The following is an 18,243-nucleotide window of genomic DNA, read 5'->3' as shown; positions in this document are numbered from 1 at the left end:
GCCTCGTCCCTTCTGCATCCCTCCAACGTAGGCCCCTCCCGGCTCTTGTGTCAGGAACTTTTGCCTACCTACTTAGGCGTCGGCCTTCTCCACGATCAAGCAGGTATCGCCCAGGAGGATCTCCTCCCCAAAGGGGAGAGGGATCTTCTTGATCCACTGCTGGCCACGGACGTGCGTGCCATGGTGGGAGCTCCAGTCCTCGAGGAACACAGCGCCGTTGGCCTCGGTCCTGATGACACAGTGGACGCGGCCCACCTTTTCGTCCTTCACGAGCACATCGGCATCGAGCCTCCTGCCGATCTTGATGAGGTCGAGCTCGCACCGATGGGTCTCGACGAGCTCACCGCGCTGGAAGACCTTGATGGTCAGTGGAACGGCCATGACGGCTCCCTGAAGCCCTGCGGGAGAGCCCCAGCATCGCAGAACGCTGTCTCCACGAACAGACGGTGGACACAGTGGCGCCACGCAACCAGTGGCCGGTTTCCCGGCTATGGTGGTGGCGTGGCCCTCGGAAAGACGTGGGTTGCCTCCAGTCCGCACCTCATCAGCGGGAATATGAGCCTGCGTGCCATGGTGACGGTGGAGGGGTGCGCGGTGGTTCGCGTGGCGGCCGGCGCGTCCGTGGCGGTGGACAGCGGCGGCTCACGGGTGACCGCGGGCACCTCGGAGCAATACCTTCGCAGTCCCATCACGCCGCGCCAGAGCGAAACGGAGCAGTTGGGCCGCATGTGCCCCACTGTGACCCTCCAGCGGGGACAAGAACGCGACGAGACGGGATGGGGCGCGAGAACGATCCGACGTGAGCTCAATGCGTTACCGGTAGGTCAGAAATGATTCACGTCTTCCCTCGGGCAGCCATCGATACTCGCCCAATTCATCGGGACTTGTCAGAAGGTTGAAATCCTTGATTTATCGTCGAGGAACCCCATGCCCATCCCCTCCTCCCGTCTCGCCGTCAGTCTCCTTGCCCTCCTGACCGCAGCCCTGCCCGCGTGGGCCGACAAGGAATCGCTCCAGATCATCGGCTGGTCCGCGGACGAGCAGCGCTTCGCGGTGCGCGTGTACACCGACGAGACCACGGGCATGGAAGCCGAGGACGAACCCTTCTGCCCGGGCTATGTGAACCACCAGGGCGAGAAGTTCCGCGGCTCGCTGATGCTGGGGGTGTACGACAAGGACAAGAAGCCCACCTGGTTCGACATCCAGGACAGCGGCGAGTGCACTCCGCCGAAGAAGGCCAAGGAGCGGCTCGAGAAGGCCAAGAAGGCGCTGGCCGCGCTGGGCATCGACCTGGCCCAGAAGAAGCCCGGCACCGAGCTGACTCCGGACAAGAAAGGCCAGCTCACCATCAAGGAGGGCCCTGGCTCCCCGTACACCCTCGAGGCCGAGAATCAGGTGAAGGAGACCATCAAGGGGAAAAATCCCTCACAACGATGACGTTGACCGCCTCTGCCAGTCTGAACATCTGTGTCTTGCTTGCGTCGGCAGCAGCTCTCTTGCCGACGAGGTTGAATGCGACGAAGTCGTTGCAGACCGTACCGCTCACGGGGTCGTGCAGCTCAACGGCATAGGTGTCGAGGTTATCCACGCTCGCCTGAAGCAAGGCCTCATGCAAGCGTTTGGACATCACCGTGATGGGCGTGAGCCACAGATCGCCAAGTACCCAACCCTCCTCATCGGTACCACGCAACTTCAGCAGGATGGGCTCGGGCGGTGGTCTGTCGAAGCGGGAGCCCGTCATCCAGCTCCGCAGTGGGTGATCACGCGTATAGACGAGGCGGGCACGCTGGCCGACGTCGGGATCTTCCACCCTCAACGCATAATATGGACCTGGCACTCTCAAGCCTCTCGGTAGCCACCCTGAGCGGATGGAGCATACTTGGGAGGGGATGGAGCCGGGGAAACTTCAGTGTCGAGAGGGCAGGTGCGGAGCGGCGGAGCACTTCTGCTATCTCTCCTGATATGAACCGTGCCCTCGCCATGTTGGCTGTCTTCCTGCCTCGGCTCGTCCTCGCAGACTGCTTCGACTGGAACGTCTCCGTCTGGCCACCACTCGACCGCCGCCTGCCAGCCAATGGACAGCTGGTCATCGAGGGGTACGGAGAGCTCCAGGAGCAGGTCTCCCGCATCGCCGAACGCTCCCCCCGTCTCGTCTCCGACGAGGAAGAGGTTCACCTGAACGTCATCGCTGTCTATCGCGGAGAGAAGCGGCTGACCCAGGCCGTCCTCCAGCCAGAACGACCGCTGAAGCCCGGCATGCGCTACACGCTACGCCTCACGCGGCCAGTGAGCGCGAAGATCCCCGTCCTGCGTCCCGAGATCTCGTCGAGGGGTGATGAAATCCTGGCCATGGCCTGGACGGTCTCTCCCGCGGACCTGACACCTCCCCGCTGGCACGAGGCGCCGCGCGCCACGGGACAGAAGGTCGTGCACTTCGGATGTGGTCCCGCGATTCACGTCGACGTGTCAGCGGCCGTGGAGGACGAGCGTTCCCAGGTGCAGATCCTCGCCGAGGTGAAACGCGCCGAGGGAGGCGAGCCCGTGCGCTTCCGCCTCACCCCTTCCATGCAGCAGGTGCGGATCGGCCATGGCATGTGCAGCGGAGGCTTCGAGCTCCAAGAGGGCGTGCGCTACTCGGTGCGGCTCATGGCGGTGGACATGGCGGGTAACGAGTCGGCAGCCCCGGGAGGCGAGCTGCTCATCCAGGGCCCGGAGCAATAGCCGCGCACCGGCGAGCCGGGGATGAAGGTGGTGAAGCGCCTCAGCGCCAGCTGCCCTTGTGCAGCTTGGTCAGGCCGAGCGCGGGGCAGGCGTAGCCACCGTCCGCCTTCGCCGTCTTCCAGATGAGCCCGTCCCACTGGCTCTGGGGAACCTGCTGGGTCCGCTCGTCCACGTACCTGGCGGCCAGGGCGTCGTAGATGGCCGACATCACCGTCTTGCCGATGATCTGATTGCGGTATTCCTTGTCCTCGGGGGCGCCGCTCGTCTTGGCGCCCAGCTCCGTGTACCTGCCCACCGTGGTGAACGTGAAGCGCGAGCGCTGGTTGTCCGGGACTGTGATGGTCTGGTCGGAGGGCGCGGTGCCGAGCGAGGAGTTGACCAGGGTCATGTAGCGGCTGATCATGAAGGCAGCCGCGTTCTTCATGACCGTCGACTGGGGCTTCGCGTAGCAGGCCCAGACGTCCAGGTGCGGGAACCCCATGGCGGCGTGAGGGTTGTCGCGCTTGTCCCAGGTGGTCATGTCCCGGTACGTGCTGTCGCGCGCGGAGTCCGTGACGTAGAGCTCGTACGAGGGGCTGAGGACCCGCCGCGCGACGAGCAGCCCCGAGTCCACCTGGGGCAGCCGAACCTCCGAGGTCTCCGTGGAGGGATCCCACGCGGACATGGGGATGGTCTTCTGGATCGCGGCGCCCCGGTCCTCGGAGGTGAGCGAGCGCATGGACAGGTCGAGGTACAGGCCGCCGTAGAGGTACAGGACGACGAACTCCAGCAGGTCCTTGATGGCCGAGAAGCCCCCGTACTTCAGCTCGAACTGGATGATGTCGTAGAGCGTGTCGTCGTCGTACGGGTCGAGGAACTTGAAGTCCTGCAGCCAGAGCTGTGACAGCTGCATGGTGTTCCAGCGAGGCGCCTTGATGCTCGTGCCCTTCTCCTTGGGGACGGCCCAGAGCAGGTGGTCATGCCGAGGGGTGGCCTTGCGAATGGTCTCCAGTCCTTCGAGGGCCCAGGGGGGCAGCTTGCCGCCGGACCAGATGGTGTGCACGAGCATGGGGCGCTCCGCGAGAGGGGGAGGTTCACGCTAGGTGAGGACGATGTAGGGGGACAAGGCTCACGCTCAGCCCCCGTAGACCTCCACCTCGAAGATGGAGTACCCGTACCCCGTGGCCCGGCGGGTTCCGTGGATGCGCAAGTACCGGCCAGCGCCGGACAGGCCGGTGAGCTCATCCACGCCACCATCCCCGTTCACCACCGAGCTGAGCGTCGTCCAGGTGGAGAGGTCGTTGGAGACCTGGAGCTGGTAGTCCCTGCCGTAGGCGGCCTCCCAGTTGATCCGCACCCGCGAGAAGCTCTTGCTGGAGCCGAAGTCCAGCAGGAGGTACTGCGGATCGGCGAAGGCGCTGCTCCACCGCGTGCCCAGGTTCCCGTCCACGGCGTTGGCCGGGAGCGTGCCGCCATTCTCGCTGGAGGAGGACAGCGCCGCCACGGGCGTCAACCGGCCGCTCGAGGAGCCGCTGAACGGCAGGTTGACATAGAGCTGCCCCAGCTCGGTCAGCTGCCCGGAGTTCCCCAGCAGGTTGATGTGGGGGATCTCGTTGTTGCGGCCGGAGAACCAGGCGTAGCGGAAGACGGCGGGCTCGTTCTCCAGGTAGTTGACCGCGGCCGTCATGTACTGCTTCTGGATCGCCAGGGTGATCTGATCGTGCGGCATGTCTCCGCACGCGAACTCGGTCAGCCAGATGGGCTTGTTGTACTTCTTGAAGCGCCCGATGTACCACTGGAGCGCCCCGACATCGCAGGCGTACCAGTGAACCGCGATGTAGTCGACCTTGCAGTTCGTGCAGGCGGCGAAGAACGCATCCAGGTAGGTGACGGGATCCGAGTACGTCACGCCGCCCTCCGAGACGCAGTCGCCGCAGTAGTTCACCGCCGGCGAGACCAGCTTCAGGTTCTTGCGCCGGGCCACCTCCTCCAGGATGGGCCACAAGGCCGCGGCCCGGCTCGGCGTCATGTTCGCCTGGCTCCGGAAGTTGGGCTCGTTGAACCCGAGCAGGTACTGGGCCCCCGCGGGGATGGCGGCCGCCACCTGGTCGGCATTGGGCGTGCCTCCCCAGACCATGGGGACGAAGGCCACGCCCGCGGACTGGTAGACCCCCGCGGCTCCCGAGTCGGGCTTCGGTGACCAGTTGTACCACCAGCTCATTCCCCGGGAGAGGGCGAGCATGTCCTCCGCCGAGTGGTAGCCGTAGCCGAGCCCTCGCTTGGCGCTCTGGGGCTGCGCGTGCGCGGTGTGGAAGGCGGTCAGCAGCAGGAAGAAGATCCCAAGTGCTCTCATGTCCAATCCCTCTTTTCGGATACCGGGGGGTAGATGCACGAAGAGGCGAGCCTGACGCCGTCAGGACTCGCCTCCTCCGGCCCTGCGCGAGAGCAGGGCCGGCTCACTGCATGGGGTGAAGCGCCTCGTCAGTAGTAGACGTCGAACTCACGCATGGACCACCAGGACGAGTTCGAGCCGGTCTGCACCACGCGGATGTAGCGGGCGTTGCGCGTGGTGAAGGTGACCGTCACGACCGGGCCGGTGCCCGTTCCGGTGGCAATCGCGCTGCCCCAGCTCGTGCCGTCGTTCGAGACGAACACCTGGTAGCCCCGGGCATAGTCCAGGTCGCTGCCGGTGGAGTTCATCACGATCTTGTTGAAGGTCTTCACCCCCTGCATGTCCACGGTCAGCGACTGGCCGTTGGCCATCGGCACGCCCGTGGTCCAGCGCGTGGCCAGGTTGCCGTCGAAGAGGGCCGACACCGGCTCGCTGCTCGCCGGAGACGAGGTGCCCGTCCAGCCCGTGCGCACCAGCGGCGCGCCCGTGCCACCGCCAGGCTGCGTGGTGGCGCTGGCGGAGTTGCTGTTGGCCGACAGGTTGCCGGCCGCATCCCTCGCCCGGACCGTGTAGCTGTAGACCGTCGACGCCGTCAGCCCCGTGTCGCTGTAGGAGTTCGAGCCAGGAGCGCCGACCAGCGTGCCGCCGCGGTAGACGTTGTAGCCAGCGACGCCCACGTTGTCCGTCGACGCGCCCCAGCTCAGGTTGATCTGGCTGCTGGACACGGCCGTCGCCGTCAGGCTCGCCGGCGTGCTCGGCGCCTGGGTGTCGGCGGCGCCGGTCCCCGTCCAGTTCGCGATGGTCTGCCGCATGGCCTCCGCGGGGGTGTTGGCGTAGACCCGACCGCCCTGGCCGTTGATGACGTGGGTGATCTCACTGCCCGCCACGCCGTTCAGCCAGATGGTCGTCATGCTGTGGAACTTGATGCCCTGGGTGTTGGGCGCCTCGATCGCGGTCTCCAGCTTCACGGCCGCATCACGGAAGTAGGAGTACACGCCCAGGCCCCAGGCCTCGTGGTTGGCCACGTGGTCGGCGACCTTGTACGACGCCCAGCCGTTCTTCGTGCCGTTGTGGCTCATCCACACCGCCTGGTTCGGCGGATCGTAGGGAATCTCGGACTGGTAGAAGTAGGTGCGGCCGTTGTTGCCATTCCACAGCGTCTGGTACTCGTTGTGGTGCTCGTTGAAGAGGCCGTACAGCGTGACGTTGTTGCCGTTCACGACCAGGCCGTTCTTCGAGACGTTGGACGTCCACGCGGCGCCCGCGCCGTGGTCGGCGCGCCACAGCCAGAAGTGATCGCCGATGACGTGGTGGCTGTTGATCTTGATGCCGACGTCATAGCGCCCGTTGGTGGCGCCACCGGTCCGCACGGTGATGTCGTGCAGCGAGGTGGGGTTGGCCGAGTGGTTGCCCGAGGCTCCCGTGGGACCGACCTCCAGCATGGTGGGCGAGTTGATCGGACCGCCGTCGAAGGTCAGCCCGGCCACCTTCACGCCCGGCACGTCGGCGATCGCCATGGCGATCTGCCCGTTGGTAGGCACCAGGGTGGGGATGCCGATGCCCAGCACGACGGTGTTCGCGTTGTTGACGCGGATCGTCTCGCTCAGCTGGTAGATGCCCGGGGTGAACAGCAGGTGCTTGCCCTGGCTCAGCGCGGTGTTGATGGCCGCGGCCGTGGAGGTCTCCGGACGGGCGATGTAGAACTGATCGATGGGGATGGAGGTGCCCGGCGTGGAGCTGGTGGCCCAGCTCACGCCCAGCGTGTCCGTCTGCAGCGCGGGGACGAACACCTGATACTGGCCCGCGTTGCTGATGTAGAGGTAGGGCTTCTCCCGGATGATGGGCGTCCGAGCGATGGTGGTGTAGGGCGGCTCGGGGAACTGTCCGGCCGGCGGGTTGCTGCAGCCCAGGAACACCATGTTCCACACGCCGTTGTTCCAGCTTCCCCAGCTGCTGTTGCGGGAGAACCACTGCTGCTGCGAGGCGGGGACGACGAGCCCGTCCACGATGGAGTCGGCGAGGAAGCCGCCGCTGGCCCAGCCGGCGTTCCAGTTCGAGTCGAAGTCGAACAGGTGCAGCTCGCCACGGATGTGCAGACGGCGCAGCGGGGCGGCCTGCGAGACGGCGATCTGCGTCTGACCATTGGACGGGGTGACGGCGTAGTTCTCCAGGGCGCGCCAGAAGTTGCGGGTGGCGTTGCCGTTGTCCCAGTCGGCGTTCACGTTGACGCCGCCGGTGATGTGCACGTCGCCGGGGTTCTGCCCCAGGCCGGCCACGTGGGTATAGAAGCCGACGTTGAAGTTGACGTTGTACGTGCCCGGCTTGAAGAGCAGCGCGTACCGGTTGCTGCTGAACTCAGCGGCGGCCTGCCCGTTGAAGATGGTGGTCGCCAGGTTCGTGATGTCGCCGGCCGGCATCGACGTGTCGAAGACGTAGACCCGAGGCCCGAAGATCGTCGTGTTGGCTTCGGACACGGGCACGGCTGAGGAGACACCCGGATACAAAGCAAGACTGGCTGCTGTGGCCAACGCGGAGAGCGTTGATACCGTCTTCCTGACCATTGCGTTTCCTCCCATCGTGTCTCCGTGCCGAAGGCGCACGTCTCCGACTGGCTCCGGGTCTCCCTGGAGCTGCTGTGTCTGCCGAGGTTTTGAGGTGTGTGTTTTGCGCTGCGTCAAAAGCTCCCAGCTCAAGCGGTGCTCGCTGGAAACTTCGAAAAGATATGTAAACGGGATTTATCCGCGAGTAAAGCCTCTTTTGAAACCGCATTCAGAAAGACGCTCCCTCGGGTGGCGCAGGACTGGAAGTACAAGAAAATCAGGGGGAAAGCCTGACAGTCCGAGCCGCGGCTCAATGGCTTGCTGCGTCAAGGATGGATGGCTTTATGCGTCAAATCCTGTAAAAAACTCCGTCAATCCTTGTCTGGGTTCTCACGGACTCTTGCCAGGGGGGAATTTGATGAAGGCGCTTTCACGCGCAGCCGAGCTGGAGCCCCACGCGTTCCGAGAACTGTCCGCTGCTCAACCCGCGCGCCGCTGTTGCCCGGCGCATCGGTGTCGCGAGAGCCAACAGGGCTCGGGGCACGCTGGCGGAGCCGGAGAGAGGTGAGCGCTGCTGGCCTGGTGCTTGCTCAGGGAGAGGCTCATGCGAACCTCCCACCTTGCCGTGTTCGGCGTGCTGTTCATCATCGCGGGGGCTTGCGCTCCCTCCACCCAGGAAGAGGACGCCGAGGCGCAGGGCGCCATCGATCAGTCGCAGAAAGGAGGCCTCAGCGATGACTTCAATGCCTTCAACACGGTGCTGTGGAACGTGTCCGACCGGTACTCCAATGGAGGCATCTTCGATGCGGGTTGGCGAGCCTCCAACGTGAGCTTTGGCGGCGGGACGATGACGCTCACGCTGGACGACATCGGCTGCCCGTTGGCGTGCGCCGCGGAGCCCTATGCCGGGGCGGAATACAAGAGCGAGCTCCGCTACGGCTATGGGTACTACGAAGTGCGCATGAAGGCGGCCAAGGGCAGTGGCCTCGTCTCTTCCTTCTTCATCTACAACCCCTACCCGCGCGACGAGATCGACATCGAGTTCCTGGGCAAGGACACGACGCGGATGCAGATCAACTACTGGAAGGAGGGCGTCGGAGGGAACGAGGTCATGGTTCCGCTCGGCTTCGATGCTTCCGCAGCGTTCCACACCTACGCCATCCAATGGAGGGCCAACAGCATCGAATGGTACGTGGACGGGGTGCTGCGGCACAGGGTGACGGGCTCGCAGGAGACGCTCCCTCGTCGCGGCGGGCACATCGTCATGAACATCTGGACGAGCCTGACGGCCGTCTCCTGGCTGGGGCCGCTGAACTACACAGGCCCCGTGAGCGCGGTGTACGACTCGGTGCAGTGGTACAGGAACTGAGCGGGTGCTCACGGCCAGGAGGCAGGGCCCGGTCAGCGAGGAATCGTGAGGACCTGATCCGCGTAGATGCGGTGGATGTCCGTGATGCCGTTGGCCGCCGCGATCGCTGCAACGCTCACACCCATGCGGTTGGCAATGGCCACCAGGGTGTCGCCTGGCTGGATGGTGTAGCTCGTCGCGGTGGTGTCCACGGCGCTGGAGGGAGCGCCCCCGGAAGAGGAGGCGGGGCTGGGGGCGCCGGCCACCATCCCCGTGTCGTAGAAGCCCACGCCCGGGGGCAGCTGGATCTGGCCATTGGCGTCCGCGGAGACGGTGAAGGTCCTCAGGGTGACTTCATCCGGGTTGTTGCCCCGAGCGTTGGCCTCGCTGATCGTGAGCGTGTACGAGACGAGCCGGCCCGTGGGGTCTCCCGGCGGATCGTAGTTGCGCTGCACGTCCTCGAGGTAGGCGACGTGCCCCTTGCCGTACGCCGGCGGGACCTCCTGGTTGCCGCTCGCGTTGTTGGCCCAGACCATCAGCCCGCCGACCTCGGGCGTGGTGCTGTTGGGCACGATGTCACCGGCGTTGAACGGATTGCGGCCGCCCGCCAACCCCTCGATGAGGGCACCGTACCCCGGCGACAGGTCATGGATGTAGCCCATGCACTCCACCCAGCCATCCCCCGTCTGGAAGCGGCTGGACTGCCATTGGCTGCCCACGAAGTCTTCCCCGCGGATGGTGGGGTTCGGGCCAGGGCGCGGGTTGTTCAGCGCGATGAAGCCGACCCCCTCCGGTAGCGCCGCTCCGCCCGGCATCGTCACGGAGCCGTCCTCCCGGTTTACCGCCAGGGTGATCTCTCGCATCGTCTCCTCGTTGGTTCCGTTCCAGTTGCGCTCGGAGACCTGGAGGGTGACCGTTCCGTTCCCGTTGTCCCGGACGTCCTCGACGACGGCCATGTGCCCCGCCTTGTCCGCCAGGCCGAGCACGGCGTCCGGAGAGTTCGCATCTCCGGCATCGGGTCCCCAGACCATGATGTCGCCCGGGCTCGGGAGGGCGATGGACAGCGGCTCAGGCGTCTGCTCCTGGCGGATCTGATCGAGGATGTGCTGCACCTTCTCCACGCCGTGGGGACCGAACCGGGGATCGGCGGCCGAGTGGAGCGCATGTCCGAACTCCGTCGTGGGGCCATCCTCGCTCCGGCCTCCCTGGCCCGCCTGTACGGTGTCGGCGACCTGGCGGTTGGCCACGCCCGACAGTCCGAGCGCGGAGATGGCGGCGTCGCGCTTGGGCCCGGGTGGCAGCGACAGCACCTGCTTCAGGGCCGAGGCCGGCACCTTCGCGGGCGAGTGGTACTCCGGGTGAGCGGCCTGCCAGCTTCCGACATCGGGGTAGGTGATGCTCGGGTTGTTCGGATCCACCACGCTGCCATTGGGGCGCTGCACCACGGCGTGGCCGACGCCATCATTCGCGTCCCGGAAGAGCAACACGGAGTCACTCGGGCGCGCCAGGGTGGCGGCCTGCTCGAGGCAGTTGCTCTTCCCATCTCCCAGCACCTCGTTGCGCAGTGTGCTCGGCGCGCCGTCCAGCGCCACCGGCGGACGGGAGGGAGGCTCGTAGCGTGTCGCCGAGAAGGTGTTGGCCTGCCGCGTCAGGCCCTTGGGAGTGGGGCTCGCCGCAGGTGCGCTGGGCGCGGAGGCGGGGGCGGAGGGCCGCTCCAGGGGCTTGAAGGAAGCGCTCTTGATCGTCATCGGGGATCTCCTGTGGGGCCGGGCCCGTTGCCTCGGTCAGCACAAAAACATTATCTGTGGAATGGTGTTTTCGGTTGCGCGCGGCGGAGGCCATCGGCGGGCTAGGCCTCCTGGGGAGCCACTTCCCCAGGCGGTGCTTGCCGCCCATGGGGGAAAACCCCTGGCGGAACCTGGAACATGTCGGGGAGTATGTGTTTGTGGGTGGGGTGATCCACTTGATTGCATCGGGTGGACGGCACCCAAGATAGAGACCGTCGGCGTCCGCATCGACAGCGAAAGGGTTGATCCATCGTCAACGCCAGGTTGACGATGCGCCAGGAGCGACGGTGAGGGGTGCCTCCGCTGGTGTGCTCCCGCCCCGTGCGTGAGGCTCCTGGCACTCCCTTCGGGAAGTACGTGCTGTTCGAGCGCCTGGGTGCTGGGGGCCGGGCGCACGCCTACCGTGCGCGCTACACGGCCGCTCCGGGCATCACCAAGCCCGTGGTCATCTTCGGACAGGTGGATGGCGAGTACTTCCTGGCCATGGAGCTGGTGGAGGGTCAGCCTCCCGGCGTCGCCTCGCCCGGCTCAGAGCACCTTGTCGAGCGTGACGGGCAGGCTCCGGATCCGCTTTCCCGTCGCGTGGAACACGGCGTTGGCGATGGCCGCCGCCACGCCCACGATGCCGATCTCTCCCAGTCCCTTGGCTCCGAGCGGATTGACGATCGTGTCCTCCTCGTCGACGAAGAGGACGTCGATGCCGTGCACGTCCGCGTTCACCGGGACGTGGTACTCCGCCAGGTTGTGGTTCATGAAGCGACCGAGCTTCTGATCCAGCGCAGTCTCTTCCTCCAGTGCCATGCCGATTCCCCAGACGACTGCCCCGAGGATCTGACTGCGGGCGGTCTTCGGGTTCAGGATCCGGCCCCCAGCGATGGCGCTGACGACGCGGGTGACGCGCACCGTGCCGAGCTCCTCGTCGACCTTCACCTCGGCGAACACCGCGGAGTGGGTGCAGCGGGTGTAGGCCTGCTGCTTCGCGCCCGGGGTGGCCAGCACCTGCTCCTCGATGCTGAGGACCTCTCCGTGCCTCATGGCCTCCACGATCGAGACCGCCTGGGACGGGTCCGCGCTCAGCCGCACCTTCCCGTCCGAGAAGGACACCTCCTCCAGGCTCGCCTTGGCCAGCGGTGAGCCCTTCACCTTCCGGGCGAGCTTGAACACCTGCTCGCGGACCTTCTCGCACGCCTCCTTCACCGCCGACCCCACGGACGCCACGGTCCACGAGCCGCCCTCGATGGGCGACATGGGCAGCGAGGAGTCGCCGAGCTTGAAGGTGACGTCCTGGAGGGGCAGCCCCAGCGTGTCGGCGGCGATCTGCGTCATCACCGTATAGGTGCCCGTGCCGATGTCCGCGGTGGCGCTGCTGACGGTGAGCCTGCCATCGATGCTCAGGACCGCCCTCGCGCTCGCGGCCTGCTGCATCGCGTCCCAGATGCCGGTGGCCATGCCCCAGCCCACCAGCTGCCTGCCCTCACGCATCGAGCGGGGAGCAGGGGAGCGCCGGGCCCAGCCGAACCGCTCGGCCCCCTGCTGGTAGCAGGCGCGCAGCTCCTTGCTCGAGTAGGGCTTGTCCTTGTTCTGGTCGCGCTCGCTGTAGTTCTTGAGGCGCAGCGCGACAGGGTCCATGCCCAGCCGATGGGCCAGCTCGTCCATCGCGCACTCCAGCGCGAAGACGCCCACGGCCGCGCCCGGTGCGCGCATGTCCAGGGGCGTGTAGCAGTCCAGCGAGGCGACCTTGTAGTCGAGCCGGACGTTGTCGCACCGGTAGAGCATGCCGGCCCAGTTGACGACCACCTCGATGTAGTCCTCGAAGCGTGACGTCTCTGAGACGGCCTCGTGGATGAGCGCCTCGAGCGTACCGTCCGCCGAGGCCCCGAGCGCGACCCGCTGCAGCGTGGCGGGGCGGTGGCCGAAGGTGAACATCTGCTCGCGCGACAGCGTCACGCGCACCGAGCGCTTCAGCTCCCGCGCCGCGAGCACGGCCAGGAAGAGCTGATACTGCGGCCGAAGCCCCGAGCCGAACGCCCCGCCCACGAAGGGCGAGCGCACGCGGACCTGCTCCTTGGGCAGATCGAACACGTTCGAGACGTACGTCTGTGTGTTCAGCACTCCCTGCGTCTTGTCGTAGATGGTGAGCGAGCCATCGTCCTCGTAGATGACCGTGGAGGCGTGCGGCTCCATCGGGTTGTGGTGCTCGACGGGGGTCTCGTACTCCACGTCGATGCGCGCGTGGGCCTTCTCCAGGGCCTTGTCCGCATGGCCCCAGGGCTTGGGCGGCGGCTCGAACCCGCCCTTGCCCTGCCTGGGCACGTACGCCTCCTTGCGCTGGACCTGCAGGTCCGTCTCGTGAGCCTTGGAGGCGTATTCGACGCGGACGAGCGACGCCGCGTAGCGGGCCAGCTCGAACGTCTCGGCCACGACCAGCGCGACGGGCTGGCCGCTGTAGACGATCTTCTCGTCATGGAGCGGCCGGAATGGCGAGCCCGAGGGGGCATCGTCGTCACGGTACTTCCGGTCGAACCACGCGAGGCGGGGCCGGTTCTCGTGGGTGAAGACCTGCAGCACTCCGGGGAGCCTGAGCGCCTCGCTCGCGTCGATCTTCTTGATGCGCCCCCGGGCGATGGTGCTCGACACCACCTGTCCGTAGAGGAGCCCGGGGACGTTGAACTCTCCGGCGTACCGGGCCTCACCCGTGACCTTGGCGCGGCCGTCCACGCGGCTGACCGGCTGTCCAAGCAGAGAAGATGGTGTCTTCATGACAGTCCCTCCAGCCCGGACGCCTGCGCCAGGGCCCGGACGACCGATCGCTTCGCCAGCTCGACCTTGAAGGTGTTGTGGCCAAAGCCCTTCGCGTCCCGGAGCAGTGCCTGGGCCATGGACTGGAAGGTCTCCACGCTGGGGCGCTTTCCGGTCAGCGCCGCCTCGGCCTCCGGGTCTCTCCAGGGCTTGTGCGCCACCCCGCCGAGCGCGAGCCGGGCGCTCTGGATCCGGTCTCCTTCCAGCTCGAGCGCGGCGGCGACCGAGACGAGCGCGAAGGCATAGGACGCGCGGTCCCGGACCTTGAGGTAGGTGTGGTGTCTGGCGAAGCCCTCACGGGGCAGCTCCACGGCGGTGATGAGCTCGTCGGGCCGCAGGTTCGTGTCGAGGTGCGGCGTGTCGCCGGGGAGCCGGTGGAACTCGGCGAAGGAAATCGTGCGCTCGCCGTTCTTGCCCGTCACCCGGACGACGGCCGCCAGCGCCGCCAGCGCCACGCACATGTCGGACGGATGGGTGGCGATGCACTGCTCGCTCGTCCCCAGGATGGCGTGGATGCGGTTGAAGCCCTCCTTCGCGCCGCAGCCGGAGCCGGGCTCTCGTTTGTTGCAGGGCGTGCCCGTGTCGTAGAAGTAATAGCAGCGCGTGCGCTGGAGCAGGTTGCCACCCGTCGTCGCCATGTTGCGCAGCTGCTGCGAGGCGCCCGCAAGGATGGCCTTGGACAGCAGCGGGTAGCGCTGCTCCACGAGCGGGTGGTAGGCCGCCTCCGAGTTCGTGACGAGCGCGCCGATTCGCAGGCCCCCGTCCGCCGTCTCCTCGATCTGCTTCAGGGGCAGGTGCGAGAGGCCGATCAGCTCGGTGGGACGGGTGACGTGCTCCTTCATCAGGTCGAGGAGGTTGGTTCCCCCTCCGATGAAGCGGGCCGTGGGGTTCTTCGAGATGCGATCCACGGCCTCGGGGATGCTCTCGGCGCGCATATAGGAGAACCTGTTCATTGTCCCTCTCCCGTGTTGCGCGACTGCTTCACCTGCTGAATGGCCGCCCGGATGTTGGAATAGGCGCCACAGCGGCAGAGATTGCCGCTCATCAGCTCGCGGATGTCCGCCTCCGTCTCTAGCCGGCCCTGCGCCAGCAGCCCGACGGCGGAGCAGATCTGCCCGGGGGTGCAGTAGCCGCACTGGAACGCATCCTGGTCGATGAACGCCTGCTGGACGGGGTGGAGCGTGTCGCCCTTGGCGAGGCCTTCAATCGTCGTGACGTCGCGGCCCTCCTGCATGAGGGCGAGCGTCAGACAGGAGTTGATGGGCTTGCCGTCGACCAGGACGGTGCATGCGCCGCACTGGCCATGGTCGCAGCCCTTCTTGGTGCCGGTCAGGTCGAGCGACTCTCGCAGCAGATCCAGCAGGGTGGTCCACGGCGCCACCTCCAGCTGCTTCTCCGCGCCGTTGATCCGGAGGGAGAGTCGTTGCTTCGAGCTCTCCTCCGCGGGCGGCGCTTCGGCCGCCGGACTCCTGGTTGAACTCTTCATGTGCGCACCTTCCCGGTCCATTCCCGCAGCGGATTCGGGATAGTGATGGGGGGACGAAATGGAGAGCCCGCGTGGTGGTCAACCGTTCCGTCGCGGACCTCTCGGGGTGCGCGAGTGACGGAAAGCGCACGGAAGATGGCCGTCGCCAGGCTCCACCTGGAGTGGCGTCATTCGCCGAACGTGGCCTCGTCAATCCAATGGCGAAGCTCGGCGCGCGCGGGTACTGACGCCCCATGCGTGTCATCCGCGCCTGGGGCCTCGGAGTGAATCGGGTGGAGGCCTGCCAGCGAGCGCTGGAGGAGTCGGATCCCGACGTGTTCCTGCTCGCCGGGCGCTACAGCCTGCTCGATCTCTCGGCGCTGGACACGCTGTTCCCCGCCTGCGCCGCGCGCGGCGTGAAGGTCGTCGTGGGAGGGCCCTTCAACTCCGGTCTGCTGGCGGGGGGCTCCAAGTTCGAGTACGCGGATGCCAGCCCTCAGCTCGTGGCCGCGCGTGACAGGATCGCCGCCCTGTGCCGGCAGCACGGGGTGGACATCAAGGCGGCGGCCCTGCAGTTCTGCGCCGCTCATCCCGTCGTGGCCTCGGTCATCCCCGGTGCCAAGAACGCCGAGCGCGTGCGCCAGAACGCGGAGCTGATGCGTCAGCCCATCCCCGCCTCGTTCTGGCAGGAGCTGAAGCGGCAGGGAATCCTGCCGGCACACGCCCCGACTCCCGGGAAGTGAAGCCCGCGCATGCGCGCGACGGCTACACCTTGATCTTCACCTCGTCGTAGTCGTCGGGGTTCACCCCGGGAATGCCGCTCAGGTCGCGATGGTCCCGGGTGCCGATCCAGGCGCCGTCGGAGCGGCGGCGGAAGTAGCGGTCGTACCCGTCAGCCACCTGGTAGGTGTTCCCCGCGCCGTCGACCACGGTGCGCTCCTCGGCGATGGCATTGACGAAGCGGCGGTGCGAGTCGTCGGAGGCGGAGGCCTGCATGTACGACTGGTGGGCCGCCGACTGGGCCGCCTGCTGGCTCTGCCAGGCCGCGTTGTGCGCGTCGTGGCTCGCGTGGAGGGACGCCATGTGCGCCTGGTGGCTCGCCGCCATGCCTCGCAGGTTCGCCATGTTCTGCTGGTGGTTGGCCCGGAGGTTGGCGGTGCCCTGCTCGATCAACGCCATGTTGGCCTGGTGCTGCGCGGCCGACCGCGCGCGCTCCTGCATCTGACGTTGCTGCATGGCCGGGGTCGCCCGCCGCGAGGCCACCATCTCCAGCAGCGCCGGGGCGAAGTCCTCCGGGTTGCCCACCGTGGAGACGCCGTGCACCTCGGCGAACCAGAGCGGCGCGACGCCCGTGCAGACGCCGAAGACGAGCGCCTGCACCCGGCGCGGCCCCTCGTCGAACGAGAAGGAGAGCCGGCCGGCCGTAATCCACGCCTGCGCCGCGCCCGCGCGCTGGGCCGACTCGCTGGCCAGCCGGAACAGCTCCGGCGACGGCACCATCGCGCCGGGTCGGAAGCCGGGGAGCCCGCCGAAGCGGTGCTGGGCGTAGCCGGGCAGGAAGTGCTCAATGGAGGTGTACGGCTGCACCACCATCCCCGGAGGCGGGCCGAACATCGTCACCCCGGACGGATCGATGAACTGGGGGATTGTCGGGTCGCCCAGGAACAGCGCGGTCTCCCCGCCGGGGCTCTGGGCTGTCGCGAGCTGGTGGGGGATGGGACCCCCTTGGTGGAGCCAGGCCCGGTTCCGCCAGCCGCGCGGCATCGAGAGGGTGAAGGCCTGACTGGCGTCGACGATGATCTCCCACTCGTTGGGGGCGACGGAGGGCGGCGGCAGACGCTCCTGCATGGAGGGCTCCTGGGACCGGAGGGGACAGTGGAGGAACGGCCCGCTCGTGGCGGAGCATGGGCTCCCTGGTCATACCAGAGGTGAAGCGCGGAATGCTCGCCTGCCTCCCAGGCTTGCTTGCCGCGAGCCCATGGGGAGCTCGAGCTTCGTGCCCGTGTCCACGTAGCGCTCCATGTCTGGCCCCCCTCGACGATCACCACGTCACAGCTCCCTGGCACTGCCCGCATTCACGTGGGGGGAGCACCCTGGTCCGTAGCGGGAAGGTGTCGGAGGATGCCGTCCCGCAGCGCTCGCGCCGTCCACGGCAGCAGCTCGCGTCCGGAGGTGGTCAGGCCGAGGATCCAGCCATACTGCGAGTCCTGCGCGCGGGCCTCGTAGACATCGTCTGGACGATAGAAGAGCTGCAGGACCAGCTCGTCGCCGGGCTCGACTTCGAGTCCGAGCGGACCGAGCTGGGCCAGGGTCCGCTCGTTCTCGGACACGGCCGGGTCGTCTGAGAGCCGCTCCACGACCTTGATGGCCTGGAAGAGCTCCACGACTCCGCGTTCCGGGTCGTAGACGGTCTCGAGCTCGCGTCCCGCGCCGTACTCCTTCCGAGCCGCTTCGAGGATGAAACGCGCGAGGGCCGCGGCCGCCGCCTCCTCGGTCACGCCCCTCTCCTGAATCACCCGCCTCAGCACTCGCTGCTCGAGGGTGCCTTTCTCCTTGCGAGGGACTTCGCGGTGCTTGCGCCACTCGAAGGGGAGGATCTGGATGCGCGCCTTCGGGCGTCCGTTCCACTCCGTCGGAACGCCGTGGCGCGCGAGCGTGTCTCGGATCTCGCGGGCAATGGCGAGGCGCGCCTCGTCGCGCAGCCCCGGGTCGTCCTCGAAGGCATCGAAGGCGAGCATGAGGCCCCCGCCCAGTGCTCCCCGCTCGACGTCCTGGCCATGGAAGAAGGTGGCTCCCCGGACGAGCTCGTAGCTGAGCTTCGCGGCGGCCTCCACCTCCGTCCAGCCCTCCGACAGGGTGTTGCCCGCGTTCTGCAAGGCGATGATGCCCTGGCGATTCAGCTCCTCGAAGGCGCGGTCGATCCGGTCGTTCATCGTCGGCTCGGTCCAGCGAGCCTCCTCCTCGCGGCGCTGCTCGAAGCGGCGCCGGGCGTACTCCAGGAGCTGGTCGAGCGCTTCGCGATCCTCCCTCAGCTCGTACCGCAAGAGCTCCTCGATCGAGGCGAGCACCTTCCACTCCTCCCCATAGCCCCCCAGGACCAGCGCCTCCACCCTGTCGCGGAGGCGCTCAAACAGCTCAGCGTCTGTCGCCATGGGGAGAGTCTACACACGCCGTCCCCCGACACACGGCCGGTTGCAGGCTCGCGATCCTCG

15 protein-coding genes are annotated in these 18,243 nt (G+C 67.1%); 4 read left to right on the top strand and 11 right to left on the bottom strand.

Annotation, left to right across the window (positions count from 1 at the left end; translation table 11 throughout):
- Nucleotides 1-72 precede the first annotated feature (72 nt).
- On the bottom strand, nucleotides 73-381 hold the full coding sequence (locus KY572_RS46070; protein ID WP_224250181.1) for an FHA domain-containing protein: 309 nt from the start codon (nucleotides 379-381) through the stop codon (nucleotides 73-75).
- A 546-nt stretch (nucleotides 382-927) separates the two neighbouring features.
- Here KY572_RS46070 and KY572_RS46065 point away from each other — a divergent pair.
- Nucleotides 928-1,437: a hypothetical protein gene (locus tag KY572_RS46065; protein WP_224250180.1), complete on the top strand. Its 510-nt coding sequence runs from the start codon at nucleotides 928-930 to the stop codon at nucleotides 1,435-1,437.
- Here KY572_RS46065 and KY572_RS46060 read toward each other — a convergent pair.
- Nucleotides 1,409-1,810: a hypothetical protein gene (locus tag KY572_RS46060; protein WP_224250179.1), complete on the bottom strand. Its 402-nt coding sequence runs from the start codon at nucleotides 1,808-1,810 to the stop codon at nucleotides 1,409-1,411. The genes KY572_RS46065 and KY572_RS46060 overlap by 29 nt on opposite strands.
- Nucleotides 1,811-1,980: 170 nt before the next feature.
- On the opposite strand from KY572_RS46060, the gene KY572_RS46055 reads away from it, so the two are divergent.
- Nucleotides 1,981-2,721: a hypothetical protein gene (locus KY572_RS46055; protein WP_224250178.1), complete on the top strand. Its 741-nt coding sequence runs from the start codon at nucleotides 1,981-1,983 to the stop codon at nucleotides 2,719-2,721.
- A gap of 40 nt (nucleotides 2,722-2,761) precedes the next feature.
- Here KY572_RS46055 and KY572_RS46050 read toward each other — a convergent pair whose 3' ends face one another.
- The 3 genes from KY572_RS46050 to KY572_RS46040 form a co-directional block, all read right to left on the bottom strand.
- Nucleotides 2,762-3,769, bottom strand: coding sequence for a glycosyltransferase family 32 protein (locus tag KY572_RS46050; RefSeq protein ID WP_224250177.1), 1,008 nt, complete (start codon nucleotides 3,767-3,769; stop codon nucleotides 2,762-2,764).
- A 66-nt stretch (nucleotides 3,770-3,835) separates the two neighbouring features.
- Nucleotides 3,836-5,053 carry a glycosyl hydrolase gene (locus KY572_RS46045; protein ID WP_224250176.1) on the bottom strand — a complete coding sequence of 406 codons (1,218 nt, stop codon included), beginning with the start codon at nucleotides 5,051-5,053 and terminating at the stop codon, nucleotides 3,836-3,838.
- Between the two features lie 128 nt (nucleotides 5,054-5,181).
- Complete coding sequence (locus tag KY572_RS46040; protein WP_407660131.1) at nucleotides 5,182-7,572, bottom strand: discoidin domain-containing protein; 2,391 nt, start codon at nucleotides 7,570-7,572, stop codon at nucleotides 5,182-5,184.
- Between the two features lie 664 nt (nucleotides 7,573-8,236).
- On the opposite strand from KY572_RS46040, the gene KY572_RS46035 reads away from it, so the two are divergent.
- The gene (locus KY572_RS46035; RefSeq protein WP_224250174.1) at nucleotides 8,237-9,001 is read left to right on the top strand and encodes a family 16 glycosylhydrolase; all 765 of its coding nucleotides are present in this window, start codon (nucleotides 8,237-8,239) and stop codon (nucleotides 8,999-9,001) included.
- Between the two features lie 32 nt (nucleotides 9,002-9,033).
- On the opposite strand, the gene KY572_RS46030 is transcribed toward KY572_RS46035, so the two are convergent.
- From KY572_RS46030 to KY572_RS46010, 4 genes are all read right to left on the bottom strand, one after another.
- On the bottom strand, nucleotides 9,034-10,728 hold the full coding sequence (locus KY572_RS46030) for a LysM peptidoglycan-binding domain-containing protein (protein ID WP_224250173.1): 1,695 nt from the start codon (nucleotides 10,726-10,728) through the stop codon (nucleotides 9,034-9,036).
- Between the two features lie 567 nt (nucleotides 10,729-11,295).
- Nucleotides 11,296-13,527, bottom strand: coding sequence for a xanthine dehydrogenase family protein molybdopterin-binding subunit (locus KY572_RS46020; protein ID WP_224250172.1), 2,232 nt, complete (start codon nucleotides 13,525-13,527; stop codon nucleotides 11,296-11,298).
- Entirely contained in the window at nucleotides 13,524-14,519 is a 996-nt protein-coding gene (locus KY572_RS46015; RefSeq protein WP_224250171.1) for an FAD binding domain-containing protein, read from the bottom strand. Before KY572_RS46015 ends, KY572_RS46020 begins: the two co-directional genes overlap by 4 nt.
- Nucleotides 14,516-15,052: a (2Fe-2S)-binding protein gene (locus KY572_RS46010; RefSeq protein WP_224250170.1), complete on the bottom strand. Its 537-nt coding sequence runs from the start codon at nucleotides 15,050-15,052 to the stop codon at nucleotides 14,516-14,518. The genes KY572_RS46015 and KY572_RS46010 overlap by 4 nt, the downstream gene beginning before the upstream one ends.
- Before the next feature lie 233 nt (nucleotides 15,053-15,285).
- Between KY572_RS46010 and KY572_RS46005 the strand changes: the two genes are divergently transcribed.
- Nucleotides 15,286-15,774 (top strand): aldo/keto reductase, encoded by a 489-nt coding sequence (locus KY572_RS46005; RefSeq protein WP_224250169.1) that lies wholly within the window; start codon nucleotides 15,286-15,288, stop codon nucleotides 15,772-15,774.
- Nucleotides 15,775-15,796: 22 nt separating this feature from the next.
- On the opposite strand, the gene KY572_RS46000 is transcribed toward KY572_RS46005, so the two are convergent.
- Together KY572_RS46000 and KY572_RS45995 are read right to left on the bottom strand one after the other, a co-directional pair.
- Nucleotides 15,797-16,879: a hypothetical protein gene (locus tag KY572_RS46000; protein WP_224250168.1), complete on the bottom strand. Its 1,083-nt coding sequence runs from the start codon at nucleotides 16,877-16,879 to the stop codon at nucleotides 15,797-15,799.
- Nucleotides 16,880-17,106: 227 nt separating this feature from the next.
- A complete protein-coding gene (locus KY572_RS45995; RefSeq protein ID WP_224250167.1) occupies nucleotides 17,107-18,183 on the bottom strand; it encodes a DUF6891 domain-containing protein in 1,077 nt (358 codons plus the stop codon).
- Nucleotides 18,184-18,243 lie beyond the last annotated feature (60 nt).

Origin of the sequence: Hyalangium gracile (assembly GCF_020103725.1) — a bacterium.
In the GTDB taxonomy this organism is placed as follows: domain Bacteria; phylum Myxococcota; class Myxococcia; order Myxococcales; family Myxococcaceae; genus Hyalangium; species Hyalangium gracile.
The sequence above is the reverse complement of the archived record's forward strand: the minus strand, read 5'-3'. Positions and strand labels throughout refer to the sequence as shown.

Coding starts and splice junctions, on each gene's coding strand:
- KY572_RS46070 (WP_224250181.1), bottom strand. CDS start 381: ATGGCCGTTCCACTGACCATCAAGGTCTTCCAGCGCGGTGAGCTCGTC.
- KY572_RS46065 (WP_224250180.1), top strand. CDS start 928: ATGCCCATCCCCTCCTCCCGTCTCGCCGTCAGTCTCCTTGCCCTCCTG.
- KY572_RS46055 (WP_224250178.1), top strand. CDS start 1,981: ATGTTGGCTGTCTTCCTGCCTCGGCTCGTCCTCGCAGACTGCTTCGAC.
- KY572_RS46050 (WP_224250177.1), bottom strand. CDS start 3,769: ATGCTCGTGCACACCATCTGGTCCGGCGGCAAGCTGCCCCCCTGGGCC.
- KY572_RS46045 (WP_224250176.1), bottom strand. CDS start 5,053: ATGAGAGCACTTGGGATCTTCTTCCTGCTGCTGACCGCCTTCCACACC.
- KY572_RS46035 (WP_224250174.1), top strand. CDS start 8,237: ATGCGAACCTCCCACCTTGCCGTGTTCGGCGTGCTGTTCATCATCGCG.
- KY572_RS46030 (WP_224250173.1), bottom strand. CDS start 10,728: ATGACGATCAAGAGCGCTTCCTTCAAGCCCCTGGAGCGGCCCTCCGCC.
- KY572_RS46020 (WP_224250172.1), bottom strand. CDS start 13,527: ATGAAGACACCATCTTCTCTGCTTGGACAGCCGGTCAGCCGCGTGGAC.
- KY572_RS46015 (WP_224250171.1), bottom strand. CDS start 14,519: ATGAACAGGTTCTCCTATATGCGCGCCGAGAGCATCCCCGAGGCCGTG.
- KY572_RS46010 (WP_224250170.1), bottom strand. CDS start 15,052: ATGAAGAGTTCAACCAGGAGTCCGGCGGCCGAAGCGCCGCCCGCGGAG.
- KY572_RS46005 (WP_224250169.1), top strand. CDS start 15,286: ATGCGTGTCATCCGCGCCTGGGGCCTCGGAGTGAATCGGGTGGAGGCC.
- KY572_RS46000 (WP_224250168.1), bottom strand. CDS start 16,879: ATGCAGGAGCGTCTGCCGCCGCCCTCCGTCGCCCCCAACGAGTGGGAG.
- KY572_RS45995 (WP_224250167.1), bottom strand. CDS start 18,183: ATGGCGACAGACGCTGAGCTGTTTGAGCGCCTCCGCGACAGGGTGGAG.